General features: G+C 38.2%; 21 protein-coding genes. 7 read left to right on the forward strand and 14 right to left on the reverse strand.

Annotation, left to right across the window (positions count from 1 at the left end; all coding sequences use genetic code 11):
- Positions 1–589 precede the first annotated feature (589 nt).
- The 4 genes from ABJN95_RS19200 to ABJN95_RS19215 form a co-directional block, all read right to left on the reverse strand.
- The gene (locus ABJN95_RS19200) at positions 590–2,086 is read right to left on the reverse strand and encodes a helix-turn-helix domain-containing protein (protein ID WP_348372858.1); all 1,497 of its coding nucleotides are present in this window, start codon (positions 2,084–2,086) and stop codon (positions 590–592) included.
- Between the two features lie 369 nt (positions 2,087–2,455).
- Complete coding sequence (locus ABJN95_RS19205; RefSeq protein WP_348372859.1) at positions 2,456–3,157, reverse strand: DUF4197 domain-containing protein; 702 nt, start codon at positions 3,155–3,157, stop codon at positions 2,456–2,458.
- Positions 3,158–3,245: 88 nt separating this feature from the next.
- Positions 3,246–4,100 carry a formyltetrahydrofolate deformylase gene (gene purU / locus ABJN95_RS19210; protein ID WP_348372861.1) on the reverse strand — a complete coding sequence of 285 codons (855 nt, stop codon included), beginning with the start codon at positions 4,098–4,100 and terminating at the stop codon, positions 3,246–3,248.
- A gap of 101 nt (positions 4,101–4,201) precedes the next feature.
- Entirely contained in the window at positions 4,202–4,615 is a 414-nt protein-coding gene (locus tag ABJN95_RS19215; RefSeq protein WP_348372863.1) for a hypothetical protein, read from the reverse strand.
- Positions 4,616–4,735: 120 nt separating this feature from the next.
- Between ABJN95_RS19215 and ABJN95_RS19220 the strand changes: the two genes are divergently transcribed.
- From ABJN95_RS19220 to ABJN95_RS19240, 5 genes are all read left to right on the forward strand, one after another.
- Entirely contained in the window at positions 4,736–5,188 is a 453-nt protein-coding gene (locus ABJN95_RS19220) for an Lrp/AsnC family transcriptional regulator (protein WP_348372864.1), read from the forward strand.
- Between the two features lie 63 nt (positions 5,189–5,251).
- Positions 5,252–6,367 carry a hypothetical protein gene (locus tag ABJN95_RS19225; RefSeq protein WP_348372866.1) on the forward strand — a complete coding sequence of 372 codons (1,116 nt, stop codon included), beginning with the start codon at positions 5,252–5,254 and terminating at the stop codon, positions 6,365–6,367.
- A 125-nt stretch (positions 6,368–6,492) separates the two neighbouring features.
- Positions 6,493–8,073: an alanine/glycine:cation symporter family protein gene (locus ABJN95_RS19230; RefSeq protein WP_348372867.1), complete on the forward strand. Its 1,581-nt coding sequence runs from the start codon at positions 6,493–6,495 to the stop codon at positions 8,071–8,073.
- Between the two features lie 57 nt (positions 8,074–8,130).
- Positions 8,131–8,949 (forward strand): mechanosensitive ion channel, encoded by an 819-nt coding sequence (locus tag ABJN95_RS19235; RefSeq protein WP_348372868.1) that lies wholly within the window; start codon positions 8,131–8,133, stop codon positions 8,947–8,949.
- Between the two features lie 84 nt (positions 8,950–9,033).
- Positions 9,034–10,446 (forward strand): alpha/beta hydrolase, encoded by a 1,413-nt coding sequence (locus tag ABJN95_RS19240; protein WP_348372870.1) that lies wholly within the window; start codon positions 9,034–9,036, stop codon positions 10,444–10,446.
- A 5-nt stretch (positions 10,447–10,451) separates the two neighbouring features.
- Here the strand turns inward: ABJN95_RS19240 and ABJN95_RS19245 are convergent, their stop codons facing one another.
- Positions 10,452–11,192, reverse strand: coding sequence for a DJ-1/PfpI family protein (locus tag ABJN95_RS19245; protein ID WP_348372872.1), 741 nt, complete (start codon positions 11,190–11,192; stop codon positions 10,452–10,454).
- Positions 11,193–11,274: 82 nt separating this feature from the next.
- On the opposite strand from ABJN95_RS19245, the gene ABJN95_RS19250 reads away from it, so the two are divergent.
- The gene (locus ABJN95_RS19250; RefSeq protein WP_348372874.1) at positions 11,275–11,937 is read left to right on the forward strand and encodes a DUF1684 domain-containing protein; all 663 of its coding nucleotides are present in this window, start codon (positions 11,275–11,277) and stop codon (positions 11,935–11,937) included.
- Between the two features lie 69 nt (positions 11,938–12,006).
- On the opposite strand, the gene ABJN95_RS19255 is transcribed toward ABJN95_RS19250, so the two are convergent.
- From ABJN95_RS19255 to crcB, 4 genes are all read right to left on the reverse strand, one after another.
- Positions 12,007–13,089: an outer membrane beta-barrel protein gene (locus tag ABJN95_RS19255; protein ID WP_348372875.1), complete on the reverse strand. Its 1,083-nt coding sequence runs from the start codon at positions 13,087–13,089 to the stop codon at positions 12,007–12,009.
- Positions 13,090–13,200: 111 nt separating this feature from the next.
- Positions 13,201–14,433 carry an ammonium transporter gene (gene amt / locus ABJN95_RS19260; protein ID WP_348372877.1) on the reverse strand — a complete coding sequence of 411 codons (1,233 nt, stop codon included), beginning with the start codon at positions 14,431–14,433 and terminating at the stop codon, positions 13,201–13,203.
- A 23-nt stretch (positions 14,434–14,456) separates the two neighbouring features.
- Positions 14,457–14,795 carry a P-II family nitrogen regulator gene (locus ABJN95_RS19265; RefSeq protein ID WP_348372878.1) on the reverse strand — a complete coding sequence of 113 codons (339 nt, stop codon included), beginning with the start codon at positions 14,793–14,795 and terminating at the stop codon, positions 14,457–14,459.
- A gap of 298 nt (positions 14,796–15,093) precedes the next feature.
- Complete coding sequence (crcB, locus tag ABJN95_RS19270) at positions 15,094–15,465, reverse strand: fluoride efflux transporter CrcB (protein ID WP_348372880.1); 372 nt, start codon at positions 15,463–15,465, stop codon at positions 15,094–15,096.
- 542 nt (positions 15,466–16,007) lie between these two features.
- Between crcB and ABJN95_RS19275 the strand changes: the two genes are divergently transcribed.
- Positions 16,008–16,394, forward strand: a complete 387-nt coding sequence (locus ABJN95_RS19275; protein ID WP_348372882.1) for a nucleoside triphosphate pyrophosphohydrolase family protein — start codon at positions 16,008–16,010, stop codon at positions 16,392–16,394.
- Here ABJN95_RS19275 and ABJN95_RS19280 read toward each other — a convergent pair whose 3' ends face one another.
- From ABJN95_RS19280 to ABJN95_RS19300, 5 genes are all read right to left on the reverse strand, one after another.
- A complete protein-coding gene (locus ABJN95_RS19280; RefSeq protein WP_348372884.1) occupies positions 16,395–17,888 on the reverse strand; it encodes an amidase in 1,494 nt (497 codons plus the stop codon).
- Positions 17,889–17,978: 90 nt separating this feature from the next.
- Positions 17,979–18,362 (reverse strand): SRPBCC domain-containing protein, encoded by a 384-nt coding sequence (locus tag ABJN95_RS19285; RefSeq protein ID WP_348372886.1) that lies wholly within the window; start codon positions 18,360–18,362, stop codon positions 17,979–17,981.
- A gap of 1 nt (position 18,363) precedes the next feature.
- Entirely contained in the window at positions 18,364–18,783 is a 420-nt protein-coding gene (locus ABJN95_RS19290; RefSeq protein ID WP_348372888.1) for a hypothetical protein, read from the reverse strand.
- Positions 18,784–18,944: 161 nt separating this feature from the next.
- Positions 18,945–19,337: a nuclear transport factor 2 family protein gene (locus ABJN95_RS19295; protein WP_348372890.1), complete on the reverse strand. Its 393-nt coding sequence runs from the start codon at positions 19,335–19,337 to the stop codon at positions 18,945–18,947.
- Between the two features lie 416 nt (positions 19,338–19,753).
- Positions 19,754–20,518 carry a hypothetical protein gene (locus ABJN95_RS19300; RefSeq protein ID WP_348372891.1) on the reverse strand — a complete coding sequence of 255 codons (765 nt, stop codon included), beginning with the start codon at positions 20,516–20,518 and terminating at the stop codon, positions 19,754–19,756.
- Between the last annotated feature and the right edge of the window lie 104 nt (positions 20,519–20,622).

A 20,622-nucleotide genomic window follows, 5' to 3' on the forward strand; every position in this document is an offset into this window, starting at 1 on the left:
TTGCACTTGTTTGGGATAGTGAGAATACAACAACGTTGGGAGCGTGTTCAGAAATTAAAAAGTTGATTTGTTAAAGTTGTTTTACATCAATTAGCCATACGGGTCAAAGTAAAGGGCTATTAACATTTTTTTGGGAAAGTCCTATAAACATTTACTTATCCGAAGAAAGTTTACGGTTCGTTTACTTTTTAGTAGGGAATGGTTGAAGATTTAGAAAATATAACAATACATCTTTGTTTTGTTGTATAGGTAAATCGAATCACGGCGTTGCGCCTGCCTTGCTGTCATATATAATTGAAAATTATTCCCAGACAGATGAAAATCTATTATTAAAAATATGGAGCTTAGTATTGTTTTGAATTCGAAGTGAAATTGCAAATTGCAGCCCTGAGTGGGTTTTGATGACTAATTCAAAAACTACTCTAAAAATGAGAAAGAAGAAATGACTTCTAGGAGTATAACCTCAGAGCTGCTGTCTTACAATTTGATTGATGAAGGATCAATTTAAAAAGATTGGAGCAATTCGTAGGAAAATCTTATAAACGTTTCCTTTACCGATAAAAGTTTACGATGGGTTTACCTAGCAGCGCTAAGAACTAATAGCGAGTCTTTGATATTGGCTAGGGGTTAGTTGGGTGTCCTTCTTAAAGGCTTTGTTGAATGTTACCTTGTTGTTGTAACCTACCTCGTAAGCGATGTCTATTATGTTCAGGTTTTTCTGCTTGTCACTATTTAGCATTTCTTTAGCCTCTTGAATCCTATAGCTATTTATGAGCTCGTGAAAACTCATTTTAAAATGTTCGTTGATGACCTGCGAAGCATTGTGCCTAGAAGTGTTCAAATAAACGGAAAGTGTTTCTAGGCTAATATTATTTTCCTTATAGATTTTTTCGTGATCAAACAGATAGATAAGGTTTTCTTTTAATTCATGTGATAGGCTTTTGGTAAGGCCAGATTTTTCGTATTTATAAAACAATTTATTAAAGGTAAACGAGCCGTTGAATACATCAGGTTGAACGTTGGCTGAGTATCCAATATACATCACCATTAATGCCATGCAAACTACTTGCATGTGAAACAAAAATCCGAAGGTGATATTATTACCTAATAGTAAGCCGTATATCAGGTAAGAGCAGACATAGAGTATATGAATTACAAAAATGTTCTTCTGCCAACGGGCATTTTCCTTATTGATATGCGTGTTCGTTTTTGAGGCCAGATATAACCTTCTGATAAAGTAACCGTAAATCAACAACGACATTAGTTTTAAGGCAATTATCGCTATATCTGAATAACTTCTGCCAACATCTATCCGACCAAGCATTATCTCCAATTTCTGATTGGCACTCATAATATAACTTGGTAGTAGATAAAGTGCAAACAGCAAGGTCGGTAGAAAGTGTAGTAAGTCAATTTTCTTGAATTTGTATTGCTGTGTTATTCTTTTAAAGTACAGGTAGAGTAAGGGTCCGTATAAAAAGGAAAATACGGTAGATATTCGATAGCTATGTGGAAACTGATACTGGTAGCTAGTAATATTTAAGAAAATATGAAATATGAAAACAGAGTGAATAAAGATGAAGCTGCTGATCAACATTTTGGCCGTTGGATCGACTTTTTTGTTGAAGTGAAGAATAATTGCAATGTAAAAACCGATTAGTGCAACATACAAGTATATGAAAGATAGCGTGTTGAGCTTAGGTGCATACTGTGAAGGTACTACTTTAAGTTCTGGCGAATTTTCCAAATTTGAATACGCCTGATTTGGTAAAATCGTAGTTTTGAATTCGGCTAACGAATACTTTTTAAGGTATTTAATAGGCAGTTTTGAACTGTGGAATATCAAAGGGGTTAAAACCATGTTCTTCAAAACAGGATTACGTTTTGTATTGGTTTCTTCTAAGATAAAATTTGAGGTGTTAACCACTGTTGCGAAGAAATTTTTTGCTTCGTCTGATTTAAACAAATGCGTCTCGGAAGATTGTAATTGACTATAGCGAACACTATTTTCAAATGCGATAGGTACAGCAGAAAAACTTTGTTGTATAGCCAATAAGAATGCGATTACTATTCCTAATTGTCTCATTGTGCTTGATTGATGAATTAGCCACTCTCAAATTACTGATTAAATAAAAATGAAATCTTAAAAAAAACTTAAAAAAAGTAAACCCCGATAATAGTTTACCTATAGCAAATTGCTTAAAGTGTAAGTAAATACTGCGTTTTTCGCTTAAATGCAGTTTATTTATAGTTCAAAATAAAAGTTAAATTGTGTGTCAATAGCACAAAAAAAAACCGGTGCTCCCACCGGTTTTAACTAACTAACTCAAAAAATTACTAACTCAAATTTGTACTAAAAAGTTTTTGGAAACTTTGCAAATACTATTTTAGGTTCTCTAAAATTAAAACGTGCTAAAAACAAGAATAGTATATGGCAGCAAGAATAATTTTAACATTAATCCTGTAACACGAAAACTTTTCGCAATAGATCAGTGGTACGCGAAGATACTTTTGTGCGTATTTCTTTTTCTTCTATAGCGATCATAGTATACACACCCTTCAAAGCTTCTTGCGTCACGTAATCTGTCAAATCAGGATTTACATTCTTTGTTAGCGGAATATTGTTATACTTTGTTATCAAGTTGTTCCATATCTTATCTGCGCCAACTTTTTCGAATGAATTTTGAATTACCGGATTAAACTTTGCGTACAACGCTGTCTGCGTTGCACTAACAAGGTATTGCGTTGCGGCATCATCACTTCCCAAAAGAATTCCTTTTGCATCATTAAAGGTGATTCCTTTAATAGCATTTACAAATATGGGTGTGGCCTCGCCAACAGCATCCTCTGCTGCGCGATTCAAGACTTTGAGGCCTTCATCAGCTAATTTGCTTAGCCCTACATCGCGAAGCGTTTTATCTACTTTCCGCAATTCCTCAGGAAGTAGAATTTTCACAAGTTCATTTTTTAAAAAGCCATCTTCAAGTGTTAGTTTGCTAACCTGTTTGTCAATTCCCATGTTCAATGCTTCTCGAAGACCGGCAGCAACGTCTAAAGTGCCTCCAGTAGTACCTTGAGGGAGTTGGTTCACTACCTGTTGCAGTTCTCCACAGGCAATCAACTGAAATACAATAATGGCTAGGATAATCTTTTTCATATGGAAGGATTTAGATACGTACTATTTCTAGAACGAATTTGCCATACCAATAGTATGTTAATTCAATGCAAAAGAAAAATAGAGGAATTTAGGCGAAGATTACTGTCTTGTTATTATAAACCATTGTTTTCCGTTGCAAATGTAGTTTTACGGCTCTAGCTAATACAATTTTCTCTAGGTCTCTGCCCTTTGCAATAAAATCATTAATCGTATGCGAATGCGAGACGGTAGTAACATCTTGCTCGATTATAGGACCAGCATCCAAATCTTCTGTAATATAATGACTTGTTGCACCAATGATTTTTACCCCCCTTTCAAAAGCGGCGTGGTAGGGCTTGGCACCCACAAATGCCGGTAAAAACGAATGGTGAATGTTAATAATTTTATTCGGATAATGGTTGACAATCTTTTCGCTCACAATTTGCATGTAGCGCGCCAAAACAAGGAAATCGACCTGCTGTTCTTTCAATAGATTAAGTTGCTTTTCTTCAGCTTTTGATTTGGTTTCTTTGGTTACGGGAATGTGGTAAAACGGAATGCTGAACTGTTCGGCTATGTCTCCTAAATCGGAATGGTTACTGATGATGAATGGTATATCAACTTGCAATTCTCCCGACTTATACCGACTAAGAAGATCATAAAGGCAATGATTGTATTTTGAAACAAAAAGCGCCATTTTGGGTACCATATCATCTGTATAGATACTGCATTTCATATGATAGGGTACAGCGATAGCTTTTACAAACTCGGTTCGAAAGGATGAAATCGAAAACTCGGCTTTGCCATTGAAATCACTTTCTAGGCGCATAAAGAATACGTTAGCCTGTTTATCAACATGTTGGTCTAGATAAATGACATTGCCGCCTTTCTTTTGGATAAATCCAGTTACCGCATAAATGATACCGGCCTGGTCAGGACAATTGATAAGAATGGTGGTTTTCAATAGTTCTAGTTTTTACGACAAAATTAGAATATTAAAAATAGCAAACCAGCTTAAAATTGTGATTTTATCAGAGGACAGATTTTGACGAAATGGGTCTAAAGCTAGCTAAAAGAATCATCCGAAGAATTCGGCAAGTTGCGCATCCATTTTTTGAGCGATAGCCTAAAGCTTTTTATCTCCTTTCGCAAAAGATTAACGTATTCCTTCTCTTTGACACCATCTTTTTCCAAGCCAGTACAATACGAATTGATATTGCGAATCATGATGTTGATAAAGGTAGCATTTCGAAGACGTTCACTATACGATTTTGATGACAAGGCTTGTGCCATGTTTTTGGAAATTAAACGCGCATCGGTAAGGAGAGAATTGGCAATTATATCACGTAAACTATTCGATTGACATAATTTTACCAAATCTTTATTGAAGGAAACATAAGATACCAGATGCCTGCTAATCTCATAAAGTGATTCCGCTTTTTGATATACTGGTACAGAGCCTAGATTTTCTGAGGACATTATTTCTTAGAATAGCAATTTTCAACATAAAGTTACGTCGGAAATGAAGTATTTTTCTTTAGAATCGATAGTAAAATCGTATTTTAGCTTTTGATCGTTAAATTTTATTGTATTATACCTATGAATATTAAGATTGATGATTTGAATTGGAAGATCCTAGAATGTTTGCAAGAAAATGCTAGGGTATCTTTTGCCGATATTGGTCGAAAAATTGGACTAACGCCCCCTGCGGTGGCAGAGCGTGTCAAGAAAATGGAGGACCTTGAAATTCTTGAAGGTTATTCGGCTAAAGTGTCTCACGCCAAGACGGGGTATCAATTAAAGGCAATCATAACGCTACGCGCTTTTATGGGAAAGTTAAAACCATTTCTTGTTACGGTTACAGGCTTCGAAGAGGTTGTTAATTGTTATAGAATTACTGGTAATGAGAACATTGTGATGGAGGTGGTTTTGAAGGACCAATTTCATTTGGAAAAATTCATTGACCAACTTATTCAATATGGGGAGACCCGCACCCATATTATACTTTCAAATGTCGTTTCGAATGCACCCATAGCAAAGCGAAGTGGTTAAATAGTGCTTACATAGAAAGAAACCAGGATTTTTGGCTAAATTCCAACCCGATAAACTTAGAGCATGCAAGTTATTTTGGAATATGCAATTACGGCAATAGTCTGTTTGATTACAGCTATAGTAATTCAACGTATTTACAAAAAAGAAAAGAAAAACGACACAGAGGCACCCGGAGTTAATGGAATTATGTGGTTTGGGCTCGCCATTTTCGTTTGGGGAATCGGCGCGCTACTTAGTTTGATTGTCGTCTCTGGTTTTGGTTGGGCGCCTACCGATAAATTTTTGATCTATTTTGGTGTTTTGATTTCTCTTTTAAACTCCCTCTTTATATTACTTTCCTTACCGTCTATAGCATATACCGGTAGACGTAATATCGTAATTCGTTTGGTAGAACGCTTTTCTGAACGAGAGTTTATATCGATATATCTGGGTATTATGGGCATGCTTACTTTTGTTTTTTTTACTGCCTCTTTTACGAATTCAGCAATAAGTAACTCACTCATATGGCTCATTGATATACCAATTTCTATTGTGGTTGCTTTTGCGTTGCTAAATGCCTTAAATAAGGCCTTTAACAATAGAAATATGCGATTCATGGTTTTGCCATGCTTTGCGCTATTCGTGCTCATAGTAATTGCGGTTACGCACAGAATAATTCCCGAAGAACGAATTCCGATAATAATTTCAAAGGCTAGTTGGGTAACCCTTGGTACCGTAACCGCTATCTCCTTTAAGTTTCTCTTTATCCTTTTGTTTTCCATTTTATTATACAGCTGGAAATTCTTGTCTGAAAAAGAACAGAAGCAGTCTCGGTTAGATGAGGTTTTAGTTGAAAATGGAAAATTAGAGCAGGAGAATTCGAAATTGAAAATTGCTAACAGCAGCCATCTTGACACCATTTTGAGATTGACAAATGACTTAGAAACACTAACCGAGAACACCAAAATCGAGCTCTCAGAAAGACAAAAGGAAGTCTTGGGTAATTTAGGAGCTTTGGGTGCTGAAAAGTCGTATACCGAAATCGCCGAGGCTATGCATATCAGCGTCGATGGTTTTCAAACCCATATTCATCAAATCAAAAAAGCATTGCATATCAAGGGTTCAGCAGGTAAAAACCAACTCATTCAATACGCTATTGAAAATGATATGTTGAGGTATGCGACTCTCACCTTAGATTAGTTTCGCTAGTAAACCTCCACTGGTTAGTCAGTACTTCATCAATGCTACTGTGATTTTTCATCATTGCTTAGCCTTGCGCACTTTTTGGATTAAACACAACTTGCCTCAAATCAATAGCAAATACTATGGTACGAGTTGTTCTGTTTCTTTTTTTCTTCCTAAAATCTATTTTTCTAAGTGCCCAAGGTTCAATTGATGATCAAATCAATGAGAAATTTGAAAATGCAACGGGCTGGTTTGTAGATTTGATTTTCGCACAAATCCCTATTACGAATGAGGTGGGGGTGCCCTGGGTTCTTGTGATTTTAATTCTCGGCGCCAGCTATTTCACTTGGTATTTTAGAGGAATAAATTTTACAGGCTTTCGCACTGCTATTCGAATTGTGCAGGGCAAATATGATAATTTGGAAGTTGATGGCTCGCTGCACGTTTTCGATGCAATAAATATGAAAAACGGCGCTAAGCCTGAAGCCACTAAGGTAACGAATCATATTGGAGAAGTTACCCACTTTCAAGCACTCACAGCGGCTTTGTCGGCTACTGTAGGTCTTGGGAATATTGCAGGTGTAGCCATTGCGCTTTCTATTGGTGGTGCGGGTGCCACTTTTTGGATGATATTGGTGGGTTTTCTTGGGATGGCTTCCAAATTTGTAGAATGTACCCTGGGCGTTAGGTATCGTGAGATAGACGAAGATGGGAGAGTGTTTGGTGGTCCGATGTATTATCTAACCAAAGGTCTTAAGGAAAAAGGACTGGAGCGGTTGGGAAAGATTTTGGCAATAATTTTTGCTATCATGTGTATCGGTGGTTCCTTTGGGGGTGGGAATATGTTTCAAGTGAACCAAGCCTTCCAATTATTTGAATATGTTACGGGTGCGGAAGACAGTTTTATTCATGGCAAAGGATGGCTTTTCGGTCTGATTATGGCCATTTTTGTAGGTATCGTAATTATTGGTGGGATTCAGAAAATTGCCAAGGTGACCGATAAAATTGTTCCGGCTATGGTTGTTTTATATGTATTGGCGGTAATTACCATTTTGGTGATTAACTATACGCGTATTCCCGACGCCTTTATCGCCATATACAATGGAGCGTTTGCACCCGAGGGTATTGTTGGGGGCTTCATCGGAGTGCTTATTCAAGGATTCAAGAGAGCGGCTTTTTCAAACGAAGCGGGTATTGGTTCAGCTTCTATTGCGCATGCTGCTGTCAAGACCAAATATGCGGCAAGCGAAGGTCTAGTAGCTCTTTTAGAGCCCTTGATTGATACTGTAGTAATTTGTACGATGACCGCCTTAGTGCTTATCATTACAGGACAAGTAGAGGTCGGACTACCAATCTCAGATGCTCAAGGGGTTGTGTTAACCTCAAATGCCTTAAAAAGTGGTATATCGTGGTTTCCGTATTTACTTTCGTTTGCCGTAGTGCTATTCGCTTTTTCCTCGATGATAGCCTGGTCGTATTACGGGTACCAAGCCTGGTCATTTCTTTTTGGGAGAGGTAAAAAAACAGCATATCTGTATAAAACTATCTTTTGCATTTTTGTAGTAATAGGTTCGGCGGCTACATTAGGTTCGGTAACTGATTTTTCAGATGCCATGATCTTTGCTATGTTAGTGCCGAATATGATCGGTTTGTTCTTGCTTTTGCCAAAGGTAAAACAGGAGTTGGTAAAATATAAGAATGCTATTAAAACCAGGTCATAAAATGCGTACGAATATTTGTAGGTAAGCGATATAATCGCTTATTTTATATCCATGGAAATGGATAAAATCAATGAGTATCTTCAAATCGCCATTGACAAGGTGGTTTTCTTTTTACCTAAGATAGTACTTGCCGGTGTAATTCTCTGGATTGGCTTCAAATTAGTTAAAAAAATAGTTCAATTATTGAATCTCGCGCTGCAGAAATCGGGATTTTCGGAAACGCTACGCCCATTTATAGGTTCAACCGCTACAGTTCTTCTCAAGGGCGCAGTTCTTTTTGCCATCGCCTCTGTAATAGGAGCAGATCTTACCGGCTTATTTGCCATATTAGCCGCGGCAGGATTTGCCATAGGAATGGCTTTGCAAGGTAGCTTGGGAAATTTTGCCTCTGGGATATTGATTCTTACCTTAAAACCATACAAAATTGGCGATTGGATACAATTAGATGATAAGTTTGGAAGGGTAGAGGAGATCGGTATTTTTAGCACTGATGTACTTACTCCGGGGAATAAGATATTGATCATTCCCAATTCAATGATTACAGAATCAGTGGTCACCAATTATTCTGAAAAAGGAATGATACGCCTAGAACTTCTGATTACGATGCCTTATGATGAAAGCTTTCCCAAGGTAAAAAGCGTAATAACCGATGCTTTGCTTGAACTACCCAAAGTACTAAAAGATCCGCTGCCAGATATTGGAATACAAACGTTCGACAGTCACAGCATTTCATTGCTTGTGCGGCCGTATGTGGTTCCGGATGATTATTGGTCTGTTATTTTCGAAGCCAACCGTGCTATGAAAAAAGCATTTAACTCCAATAACATAAAAGTTGCCTACTCTGAAGGCGTTGAAATGGGTACAATAGGGGAATAAATTTTACAACAATCCATACAGAATTTATTGTGTAACTTTAGTAGTGCTAATTTTTGGCGAGATTTTTGATGGATGTTTTATCATATGAAGAAAAAATTACTACTCCTTTTCCTTGCCGTGTCTTTTTCGGGAGCAGCGCAGCAAATTACTCTTAAAAAGGGGGCCATTATAGACGCTATTGCTGTCAATGATTCTATCTCGGAAAATTTCGCCTTATATCTTCCAACCAGTTTCGATTTTTCCAAAAAGTGGCCCGTCGTCTTTGTATTTGATATGCAGGGTAGAGGCAAGCAAGTGTTGAGTATGTTTCGGCAAGCAGCTGAGCAACAGGGGTACATTTTGGCAGCATCTAACAACGTACATGATAGTATTACACTTTCAAAAAACGTTCTCATTGCTAGCAGAATGTTCAATAGTGTTTACGCTTTTTTACCGATAAAGAATAAACGAAGTTACACCGCAGGATTTTCAGGTGGTGCGCGCTTCGCCTCCCTGGTGCCTACCTTCGTAAAGGAAATACAGGGTGTGATTTCTTGTGGCGCTGCAGTTGCGAATGAAGGAGTGCTAAGTAGTAAAAACAAGTTTCATTTCATTGGTATAGTCGGTACTGAAGATTACAATTATTTGCCTATGCGCAATAGTCAAAAAGTGCTCAACAAGCTAAAGTTCCCCAACCAACTACTCTTGTTTGATGGCGGAGAAAGATGGCCGGAAACCAGGTACATCGCCAAGGCCATGGAAATTTTTACCTTGATGGCTCTGAGTAAGGGTATTGAGCCGAAAGATGATACTTTCATAACGAATACCTACAAAGGTAATATTGGAGAGGTCAGTGCGTTGCTTTCCTCCCAAAAGCCCTTAAGAGCAGACAAGCATCTCAATGAGATGATACGTGTTTACCGAAACTTCAAGAATATCGATTCCCTGAAGGAGAGCTCTAAAACCCTGAGGAAAACAAGGGCCTATCGAGTATTAAATCGCGCCCAGAATGCTACGTTTTTTAAGGAAACCTTTATCAAAGAAGATTATACCTATTATTTGGAAGAAGACGTCATTACGTACAACTACAATAATTTAGGCTGGTGGAAGTATCAAATGGATGAGTTGGAAAAATACGAATCGGGTACCAACATTTTTGAAAAGCAAATGGGTAGAAGATTAAAGTCTTATATAAATGCCTTAATAGCGGATAATATTGATATGGTAAAGGGAGCTAGCCCAATTGATGAAGAAGCCCTGCTTTTTTTATGGATGGTCAATACAATTACCGACGCCAAAAACTATAGCCCATATCTGAAAATTATTTCGCTCAGTGCAAAGGTTGAAGATTATGGTACCGCTCTTTTCTATCTTGAAGAACTGTTAAAAATAGGTTATACGAATACGTCAGAGTTATATGCTTTAGAAAACACAGCCCTCTTTCGAATTACCCCTGAGTTTAATAAGGTGGTGGACAAGTACCTTAAAGATGCCCGCTATGAAACTATAGACGAATAGGTTGTTTATTTTTTTACTATAAGTCTTGGAACTGCTTCTAAATTCCAATCGATTACCAATCCCCCTGCTAGTGATTGAGCAATTTCGCTACCGTACAATAGTTCACTGAGATATAGGGCAGCCTCAAAACTTTTAGCCCCTCCGGCAGAAGTGATGTACTTGCCATCGTGAACAAACAACACGCTATCTTTTACCTGTAGTTGCGGAAACATCTTTTGGTAGGAAGTAATATCGCTAGGAAAAGTAGTAGATACAGCATTGTTTAACACTCCCGCTTTGGCCAATACAAAGGCTCCATCACAATGACTGGTCATATACATGGCGGTTTTATCAACTTTTTTTACAAAGTTGATCATAACAGAATCTTTTAAATCGCTATCCAAATGATGCTCAGCACTAGGAACTACTAATATATCAATGTTAGGAATCGAATCTTTGGTGTAGTTAAAGTCAGGGAGAATTCGAACTCCTTCAAATGTAGTAATAGGTGCCAAGGTGTTTGCGACGGTAAAGGTATTCATAGCCTTGATATTTTTTCGATATTGGGTATGCTGAAAAATGTCAAAAGGGGCGGTAAATTCTGTATTATAGGTGCCTTCCATTATCAAGAAAGCAACATTGTATCTATCTGCCTTCAATTCTGGAAAGATTCTTTTTTCTACTATATTATTTTTACTTTCTTTCTTAAGCTGCTTGCACGATATACATATAAGAGCAATTGAAAGTAATAGGAGTCGTTTTTTCATGAGCTTTGATTTATGCGCAAAGTACAACAGAAACAAGAAAGAGGGAAATAGTATAAATCGTATTTTTACCTAAAATTAAGTCATGAAATACAACGCTTTACTTTATCTGCTTTTCGGATTGGTTTTGCTAATTGCTTGTAAGCAAAAAAAGAAGTATCACGATATAGTGGAGAAGGAAATTGAGGCGATTCAAACAGAGGCTACTGTTGGTATCCTAAAGTTTCAACAAGACTTGAATGAAGAGTTCAAAAACCCCGAGACCTCCCCACTACCTGACAAATTTAGAAAGGACTTTGAGTCTTTAGATTTTTTTGCTCCAGATACGAGCTATGTTGTCGTCGCAAAATTGGTTCGCACCCCTGAAGCGTTGCCTTTTATGATGCCCACTACCACCGACCGAAAAACAGAAGAAGTAGTTTACGGAATTGCTCACTTTACGCTCAACGGCAAAGCCAGACAATTGGAAGTCTATCAGAACAAGGAATTGATGTTGGAAGAAGATTACGCAGACTATCTTTTTTTACCATTTACCGATTTAACCAATTCGGAGGAGACCTATGGGGGAGGACGCTATATCGATTTAAGAATTCCGAAATCAGATGTCATCACTATCGACTTCAATAAAGCCTATAACCCCTATTGTACGTACAACAAAAAGTATTCTTGCCCTTTAGTCCCTGCCGTCAATCACCTCGAGACCAAAGTTTTGGCTGGCGTAAAAGCTTTTAATAAAGGGTACAAATAAAAAACCCCAGCAAAAAATGCCAGGGTTTTTCTCAACTTAAACTATTTAACTCAACCAATTTAATTCATATTAAAAAGAGTAGACTGCTGCCAAAACAAAGGAAGAAAGGCCTGCCATTACTTCACCATCCGAGTTAACAAATACATCTTCGGAAGCGCTGTCTAATCGCAATTCTGGTTTTATTATTAAATCACCAATGGTAGCACTACCGGTAAGGGTTACTGCAAAAACGCTTTGGTCACCATCAAAATTTGGGTCAGGAGAAGTTCCAATTGCACCGAAACCATCTGTTTCTGCAAAATACTCACCTCTTAACCCTATAGTGAAATTATCAGATGTTGCCAGTTGGGGATAAAGAGCAACACCTGCAAAGTTGCCTATGCCGTCTTCTTCATCACCACTGAAGTAAGCGGCATTGATTCCTAAGAAAAAAGAATCAGAAAGATCAAAACCACCTGTATAATCAACTTCGAAAGAACCATTGTCTACCAATAAATTAAGATATTGTCCACTATATCCTAATTGTGCTCCATAAGCATATTGTCCTGTAGGATTAAATTCGGTCAAATCTGTTTGATTCATGACAGCCAACATAAGACTAAAATCATCTGATAATGCAAAATCAGCTTTCAATCCCGTATGGGAAAAAGGGCCATAAGAAAACAGGTATGACGTGCTATAGTTGAAATTAGCTACAGGTGAAATTACTTCATAACCTAAGAAAGTATTGAAGTTACCAAAAGTAAGTTTTACTGACGGACTAACATTCCAATACACATACAATTGATTTACAATGTCGCCTGTTGCCGAGTACATTGGAGAGGCAAAAATTGCATCGGTTCCTCTAGGACCAAAAACTAGGTCAGCTACGAAACCTACTTTTTCCCCTTCGTAACCGGCAATAACATTGGCCATACCTAAGGCAAAGCCCGGGAGGTTGGCAAACGAACTACCTGGAGCCTGTGCATCAGTACCATTGCCAGCGTTTAGGTTAGCTCGATAGTAAGCATCAACACTACCGCTAAAGGTGAATTTTGACTTTGCTTCTTCTTCGGTTTCCTCCTCTTGAGCGAAGGTGCTGACCGTTGCAAAAAGCATGAATGCTAATAAAAGTATATTTTTTACGAAATTTGTTTTTGTAATCGTGTTCATAAGTTTAAATTTTAAGTTTCCCGCAAGGGACTTGATTTTTGATTGATCTGTTGTGAATAGATTATTTTGACGGAGCGTTCTGCAAAACGCTCCGTCTGTTTTTATTTTGAATTAGTCATTCATAAAGTCGGGGTATGAATCCATACCGTGTTCATGAAGGTCAAGGCCTTCGACTTCTTCTTCTTTAGAAACTCGAATCCCCGTGATGGCTTTTAATGCTCCTATGATGATTCCCGAAGTAACTACACAGAATGCACCTATTATTAGAACACCATATAACTGGGTCATGAACTGAGCTCCACTAGCCATTTTACCAAAGATACCTACCGCTAAAGTACCCCAGATACCACAAATCAAGTGAACTGCTACAGCACCAACAGGGTCATCGAGTTTTAATTTGTCTATCAATGCAACACCTAAAACGATGATAATACCAGACAGTAAACCAATAACAATTGCATTCTCTGGAGACATAAGATCAGCCCCGGCAGTGATACCTACCAATCCACCTAAAATTCCGTTTAAGAACATGGTAAGGTCAAGATTTTTGTAAAGTATATATGAAAGTACCATTGCGGCTACTCCACCAGCGGCGGCAGATAAACAGGTAGTAACCAATACCAATGAAGTTAATTCTGGGTCAGCAGACAGCACAGAGCCTCCGTTAAAACCAAACCAACCTAGCCATAAGATAAGCACACCGGCCGTAGCTAAAGGAATACTGTGACCTGGTATCGCTTTGGGTTTACCATCTTCTCCAAATTTACCTATTCTAGATCCTAATAAATAAATAGCTACTAGAGCAGCCCAACCTCCAACGGAGTGAACCAAAGTAGAGCCTGCGAAATCGTAGAAACCCCAAGAATCTAAGAAGCCACCGCCCCATTTCCATGCACCAACTATAGGATACACCAAGCCAACGTAAATTACGGTGAATATCATAAAGGCACCTATTTTAATACGTTCGGCAACCGCACCGGAAACAATTGTTGCTGCTGTTGCTGCAAACATTCCTTGAAAAAGGAAGTCGGTCCACCAGGTGTAACCGCCATCAGCGTAATCTGGAGTCATTCCGTTTTCGGGTGCTCCAATACCAAATCCGGCAAAGCCGAATATTCCTGATGACCCTTCCTCAAAGCCGGGATACATCATGTTGAAACCCCAAGCGTAATACAGAAGAAGGCCTACTGTAATAATAAAGATGTTTTTAAATAATATGTTAATTGTATTTTTTGATCTTGTTAATCCTATTTCTAAAAATGCAAATCCGGTGTGCATGAAGAATACCAATGCGGTAGCTACCATCATCCATACGTTATTCGCTGTAAATAATCCTGCGTCCATTTTAATAAAAGTTTAGTGGTTGTTTAGTTGATTCCTGCGTGACCGCTTTCCTTGGTTCGTATTCTATAAGCTTCAAGAACTTCTGAAACGAAAATCTTTCCATCACCTACGTTTCCTGTGTAAGCTGATTCTAGAATGCAGTTCACTGTTTTTTCCAAAAATTCATCGGATACTACAACTGATAAATAGCGCCGTTGAATGTCGGTGGTGCTATACGATATGCCTCGGTAGACATGACCTTGTTTTTCATTTCCTACTCCGGTTACATCCCAGTAACTGAAGAAATTGACTTCGATTTCGTGCAAAGCCTTTTTGACTTCGTCGAATTTCGACTTTCTGATAATTGCCTCGATTTGTTTCATAATAATTATAACGGTATTAGTTGAAGTGCCAAATGTATGTTAAAATTAATTGTACCCTATACTTTTTGGGGGTAGTATTTAAATTTTTATATATATAACAATTTAACCCCTATAAATTTGTGGGTATGATTAAATAAGTTGTACAATTTTGAATTTTTACATATTCAGTTTGCCAAAAACGTCGAGATTTTTGATATAAAGTAGATGTTTGGCTTACTTTTTTGAGAAAAGTTTAAAAAAAGCTAGGAAGAGCCTGTTTTTTAGCAAAAAAACAGAAATAGCAGTCGTAGTGTGATATTTATAACATTTTAGCTAACCACAACCCAATTGCAATAGCAAATACGCCAACTACGATACTGGCAATGGTATAGAAAGAGAAGTGCATTAATTCACCTGCTTTGAGCAAAGCGTGTTTTTCAAATGCAAAGGTGGAAAAAGTGGTAAATCCACCACAAAAGCCTGTTGATAATAACAAGGTCTGGTTTTGTGTTAGATAATCACTTTTCAAGGAGAAACCTAGAATTATGCCTATTAGTATACAACCTATAATATTCACAAGGAAGGTGCCTAAAAAGAAGTGTTGAAAGTAGTTATTAAAGTTTTTGGAGATGACAAAGCGCAGTATGCTTCCAATGCCTCCACCAAAAAATACAAGTAACAGTTGCTTCATACCCTAAAGGTATAAAACTAAACTGCTTTCTTATACTTCGAAGAAATTAAATCAATCGGATGTATCTCAGAAATGGAAGCTTTAGAACTTCCAGTTGAAGGTTTTTTTGCCTTTTGGTTCGTACCACTTAGGCTGAAAAACATCATTACTGCATTTACTCCGAGAATGATAAAAAGTATAGTAAAAAAAGTTGTCATCTTTTGCCCCTTATGGATGAATAACGCAAAAATACGTTGTTTGGTATATAATACGTGTAAAAAGATGAAATAGTCTACAAAAATGTAAGTTTTATCGTATACTTAAAAAAAGTGTTAATTATTGAGTAAATACTTAATTATAAAGAGAAGTATTAGAAAAATCAGAAATGTAACAGCAACCCATTTAACACCTTTATAATTCTTTAAGTGTAATTTTTTATCTTTTTTGTACGATAGCACAATTATCACCGCAAAAACAAGAACAAAAAGGCCAGCAAAAATTAATTGCCCAGAGCTGAACATATTTTATATTTTTGCGCAAAGCTAACGCAAAAACTCGTATCAATGCAAGACAAGATAAACGCGGTAAAGGAATTCCATATTTCTTTTGGACTTGGATATTCTGAAACCATGAAGGCTGACCTGGGGGAAAGTAAAAATTTGCTTCGTTTTAATCTAATGGATGAAGAGAACAAAGAGTATCTTGAAGCGGTTCAAGACAATGATATGGTTGAGGTTGCCGATGCCTTGGGCGATATGCTCTACATTTTGTGCGGAACCATTATCGAGCATGGAATGCAACACAAGATCGAGGAAGTCTTTAGCGAAATACAGCGTAGTAATATGAGCAAGCTAGGTGCTGACGGAAAGCCCATCTACAGAGATGACGGTAAGGTTTTGAAAGGGCCTAACTATTTCAAACCCAATATTAAGAAGATCTTAGAGGGGTAGCTAATCATCTATTTCGACCAAGTTTGGTCGCTTGCTTAAATGGTTGGTAATCCGCTCATAGGCCAATGCGAACTCCAATACCTTTTTATCATCACCGAATTTGCCCATTACCTGCATGCCCATGGGCCTGCCTTTTAAGTCAAATCCTACTGGCACGTTCACCACAGGAATACCTCCAAGACTACCCAATATAACTACCTCCATCCAACGATGATAGGTGTCCATCGGCTTGCCATTAATTTCTTTTGGCCAATGAATTTCCTTTGAGTACGGGAATACTTGGGCAGTAGGTAGTACTAAGAAGTCAAATATATCGAACATGCGATCTAATTCGATATTCCAATTGTTTCGGATAACATTTGCATTCTGAATATCTGTCTCGTCAAGGCTAAGGCTCTGTTCGATTTCCCAAATCAATTCTGGTTTCAGAAGTTTTCGCTTATCAAGATCATCATAATATTCCAACATACTAGAACGCCCAGCATGCCGCAGGGTTGTCCAGCTCTGCCATAAATCTGATAGTGTAAAGTTTGTTTTCACTGCTTCAACCGAGGCCCCAGCATCGGCTATACTAACTAGGCTGGCTTCGCACAACGCTAGTATGCCTGACTCCATTGCCAGATAATTGTCGAGATTTCCCATCCAACCCAACTTGATATTTTTGAGATTGAGGGGGCGTAAATCATCAAACACAGGATCTTTGGCCATGGTCTGAAGTAAGCGAATGGTATCTTTTGTATCTCGGCCCATCGGTCCGGAAGTCCAGAGCAGGCGTTCCTCGGCATCACCCTCTTCCATGACAACCGTAGTGCTCGGCCTAAAACCGATTACATTGTTAAAGGCACCTGGATTCCTTAAGGATCCCATCATGTCGCCACCATCCGCAGCAGGTAACATATGGGTGCCTAAACCGCAAGCCGCCCCGCCACTACTGCCGCCTGACGTCAATTCAGGGTTATGGGCACTGCCTGTAGCTCCAAACACGCGATTGTAACATTGAGACCCGAGACCAAATTCAGGGGTATTGGTCTTGCCGATAAAAATGGCACCCTGATTTCGAATTTTGGCTACCAAGAAACCATCCTCCTCGGCAATTCTATTGGCAAACAGTGGCGACCCACTAGTATAGGGGAGGCCCATCACAGGGGCCAAATCTTTTATGGCATGTGGCATACCATGCATCCAACCCCAATATTCGTTTCTGGCCAAAGCCTGGTCCGCCATTTTAGCTTGTTGCAATAGGGCATCATCAGCTACTAAACTTACGATGGCATTATAAACAGGATTGTACCGATGAATTCGATTCAGGTAAGCCTGCATTACCTCAAGGCAACTGACCTGTTTTTTTCGTATGGCCAACGATAGATCACAGGCGCTAAGGTCGGTTATGTCAGCTGGTAAGTTACCAGTAAACAATCCGTGGGAATACGAAAGTGGTGTAGAAATTAGTGCAGCAAAAGCAGCTGTATGCTGTAAAAATTTTCGACGCTCCATAGTAGTGATTTAATTTTTGGCTAGTTCTTGCAAGCCGCTATATATTTTGGCCAAAACATCAAATTCTCTTGATGTTCGAATATGTATTGCTTAAGTTGAAAAATAGTCTTTCATGGGTTGAAAATAATGATCATCCCATCCTTTTTGATAGTGCGCTCCGCTTTCCGGAAGTTTGCTATGAGCTAAGGTGATTTCAGTCTGGCCTTTGACTTCCTTCAATACAATTTCCAATTGTGAATCTTGTTCTTCATCTTCAAATTGGGAGGTTCTCCAAGATTGTGAAATTCTTTTGTTGGTCTCCAATTCGATGTTTACTCCTTCGATATATCCATCCCATGCCGTAAATTTTTCACCAACCCTGTCTGAAACAATAGCCGTAGCGCCAGTCATTTTTGTGTGCCCTTCACTACTTAACCAAGTCTTATAGATTTTTTCAGCTGTAGCGGGAATGACTGTTTTCAAGGTAAATTCCATATTAATTTGTTCGAGCCATACGCTCCGCTAGTTTGCCACCAATCCAAGCCATGGGAATGTAAGCGAGAACAATATCCACAACTGCAAACCAGGTTGGTCCGGGTAACATATAGTTGACCATAATACCCCCTAACAAGAATAAACCCCCAACACCCAATGCAATTTTCATTTTGTGTTTTGTAGCAATCGACGCTGCTATAGCTGCCCCAACAAGGGTTCCTAGGGCATGGGCCAAAAATGGAAAGATAAAATACTTGAAATCTAAAGTGGGCATTACTTCCGCCAAGGCATTCATATCACTAGGGTCTATTCCCACTATTGGAATTAATGCATGACCAAGTTTGACAAGCCCCATATTGACAAGGCTACCTCCAAACCAACCGGCAACTAAGGCTAAGAGGTTTCTAAGTATCGGATTCATAATTTTTACACGAATTGGTTAGTTATTGGTTTCTTATATGACGAATGAATGCAACTACACAAATGAGTCATTTCCGCCCTCCCTAAGGTAGTAAATAAGTATTGGAATTCCATTTGAGTAGCCTGTGGCCTCTAATTGGCAACCTTTCAATGCACCACCCTTTATTTTATTCGCGTGTCGTGAAATCCTGCTCTTTTCCAAATACCTTCTTCTTTGACCCAAAGATTAGTAACCCTAAATTCGCTTTCTTTTTGTTCATTCGGTGTAATCGTAGTAAAAGAAACTTTTGCCGTAACAATTGCCGTTTGCATATGCATTTCAATTTCAGTATCATGCATTGCATAATTTTTTACCGTCAAACGGCCACTAGATAATTGCTTTTTTCGTTGCTTTAAATAGGCCAACCAATCCTCTTTGTGTATTGATTTAGAATTGCCGTTTGTATGTACGTAGTTGTTGGTGATCATGGTTTGTAATTTTTCAATCTCCCCCGCCTCAAAGGCCATATTGAATTCGACAACCCGTGTCATTAACTTTTCTTTTTCCGCTGCCAAATTGGAGTTTTGACTGTGCTCTGTTTTACAGCTAATTGCAGTACAAAAAACTAAAAATATACTGAAGACTACCGTATTTATATTGCTCTGAATATGCATTGTATCTTTATGCTTTTATGGATTTCAATGATGTTTTTTCTTTTGGTACCGCGAGCACATTACGCGTTCGAAACGGTCCTATAGTTTTCTTGTTTCAGTTGCTTTAATCCGTATTTGCTTGTGATTACCAAAAAAGACATTGACGGTAATACGTTTATCTGATCTGATAGCGGTGGCGACCAGTCGTTTGACAATTGAACTCGGTGTTCTCGAGCGACCATAAGTTACGGAATAATCATAAAATTGCGATCACCAATCAGACGAGAATTTCAAGCTTGAAAACCCTAAAAGGTTTTACAAATGAATGCTGAGAATAGTTAATCGTTTTCTATTTCGCTCAAAACTCTTTTCAATATGGTGTTCAATTCATTTAGGTCATCAATTGTTTTAAGATACTCGTCTATACCGGTATACCCCATATTTTGTATTCGATAATCTGGTAAAAAGTCAGCAAAATGTAGCATTACAATGGTATCTACAATTCGTTCCTTTGTAGGATGCGGAAGATTGTTAGCTAAGACGATAGATTCTTCTATTCCAATGTGCACCACCTCGTGTATAATGGTGTTGGCAGGATTCACATAGTTCTTGAACCCTCCATCAATAGTGGTATAAATTAGTATTGACCCTTCACTAGGATCATAACTTCCCCCAGGTCCGTACAGGGTCAAGTTTACATTGTAGGTTTCAAACTCTTTGAAATTCCAATTTAAGCTTGAACGATTTAGTTGATTAATCATTTTATTGATTAATACCAGTTCACTTTCAATTTTTTCAAATCCTTTTTTATAATCAGCCAAACGGTATACGCTATCTCTTATAAAAGCTTCTAAGCGCTCATAATCATCACCAGACAATTCTCCTAACTTAGATTTTCGCTTGAGTTTTGCGATGAGGGGGGCTTTTGGTAGACTTACCTGATATTTTTTTTCTTCAAAGAAGTCAGTATCCTGTATTGTTCTCCAAATATAGTGAGACTCTGACTCTGCTGTGGGAATGGTAATCGTTATGCGATTCTGACCACTTGATTGATAAAATACCAAGAAAACAGTAACGACTATGATGCTGTATTTGAATTTCATTTTTTTGGGTATGCCAAACATCTCCTAACTACACTGAACAAGGCGATAGGTCTCATGGCAATCGGTCAGAGCACAGAACAGATCGTATTAACGTTCGACTCAGT

Origin of the sequence: Maribacter sp. (assembly GCF_039974175.1) — a bacterium.
GTDB lineage: Bacteria > Bacteroidota > Bacteroidia > Flavobacteriales > Flavobacteriaceae > Maribacter_C.

What these genes read in the sequence shown, in the direction of transcription:
- ABJN95_RS19200 (WP_348372858.1), bottom strand. Translation starts at nt 2,086, where the DNA reads ATGAGACAATTAGGAATAGTAATCGCATTCTTATTGGCTATACAACAA.
- ABJN95_RS19205 (WP_348372859.1), bottom strand. Translation starts at nt 3,157, where the DNA reads ATGAAAAAGATTATCCTAGCCATTATTGTATTTCAGTTGATTGCCTGT.
- ABJN95_RS19215 (WP_348372863.1), bottom strand. Translation starts at nt 4,615, where the DNA reads ATGTCCTCAGAAAATCTAGGCTCTGTACCAGTATATCAAAAAGCGGAA.
- ABJN95_RS19220 (WP_348372864.1), top strand. Translation starts at nt 4,736, where the DNA reads ATGAATATTAAGATTGATGATTTGAATTGGAAGATCCTAGAATGTTTG.
- ABJN95_RS19225 (WP_348372866.1), top strand. Translation starts at nt 5,252, where the DNA reads ATGCAAGTTATTTTGGAATATGCAATTACGGCAATAGTCTGTTTGATT.
- ABJN95_RS19230 (WP_348372867.1), top strand. Translation starts at nt 6,493, where the DNA reads ATGGTACGAGTTGTTCTGTTTCTTTTTTTCTTCCTAAAATCTATTTTT.
- ABJN95_RS19235 (WP_348372868.1), top strand. Translation starts at nt 8,131, where the DNA reads ATGGATAAAATCAATGAGTATCTTCAAATCGCCATTGACAAGGTGGTT.
- ABJN95_RS19240 (WP_348372870.1), top strand. Translation starts at nt 9,034, where the DNA reads ATGAAGAAAAAATTACTACTCCTTTTCCTTGCCGTGTCTTTTTCGGGA.
- ABJN95_RS19245 (WP_348372872.1), bottom strand. Translation starts at nt 11,192, where the DNA reads ATGAAAAAACGACTCCTATTACTTTCAATTGCTCTTATATGTATATCG.
- ABJN95_RS19250 (WP_348372874.1), top strand. Translation starts at nt 11,275, where the DNA reads ATGAAATACAACGCTTTACTTTATCTGCTTTTCGGATTGGTTTTGCTA.
- ABJN95_RS19255 (WP_348372875.1), bottom strand. Translation starts at nt 13,089, where the DNA reads ATGAACACGATTACAAAAACAAATTTCGTAAAAAATATACTTTTATTA.
- amt (WP_348372877.1), bottom strand. Translation starts at nt 14,433, where the DNA reads ATGGACGCAGGATTATTTACAGCGAATAACGTATGGATGATGGTAGCT.
- ABJN95_RS19265 (WP_348372878.1), bottom strand. Translation starts at nt 14,795, where the DNA reads ATGAAACAAATCGAGGCAATTATCAGAAAGTCGAAATTCGACGAAGTC.
- crcB (WP_348372880.1), bottom strand. Translation starts at nt 15,465, where the DNA reads ATGAAGCAACTGTTACTTGTATTTTTTGGTGGAGGCATTGGAAGCATA.
- ABJN95_RS19275 (WP_348372882.1), top strand. Translation starts at nt 16,008, where the DNA reads ATGCAAGACAAGATAAACGCGGTAAAGGAATTCCATATTTCTTTTGGA.
- ABJN95_RS19280 (WP_348372884.1), bottom strand. Translation starts at nt 17,888, where the DNA reads ATGGAGCGTCGAAAATTTTTACAGCATACAGCTGCTTTTGCTGCACTA.
- ABJN95_RS19285 (WP_348372886.1), bottom strand. Translation starts at nt 18,362, where the DNA reads ATGGAATTTACCTTGAAAACAGTCATTCCCGCTACAGCTGAAAAAATC.
- ABJN95_RS19290 (WP_348372888.1), bottom strand. Translation starts at nt 18,783, where the DNA reads ATGAATCCGATACTTAGAAACCTCTTAGCCTTAGTTGCCGGTTGGTTT.
- ABJN95_RS19300 (WP_348372891.1), bottom strand. Translation starts at nt 20,518, where the DNA reads ATGAAATTCAAATACAGCATCATAGTCGTTACTGTTTTCTTGGTATTT.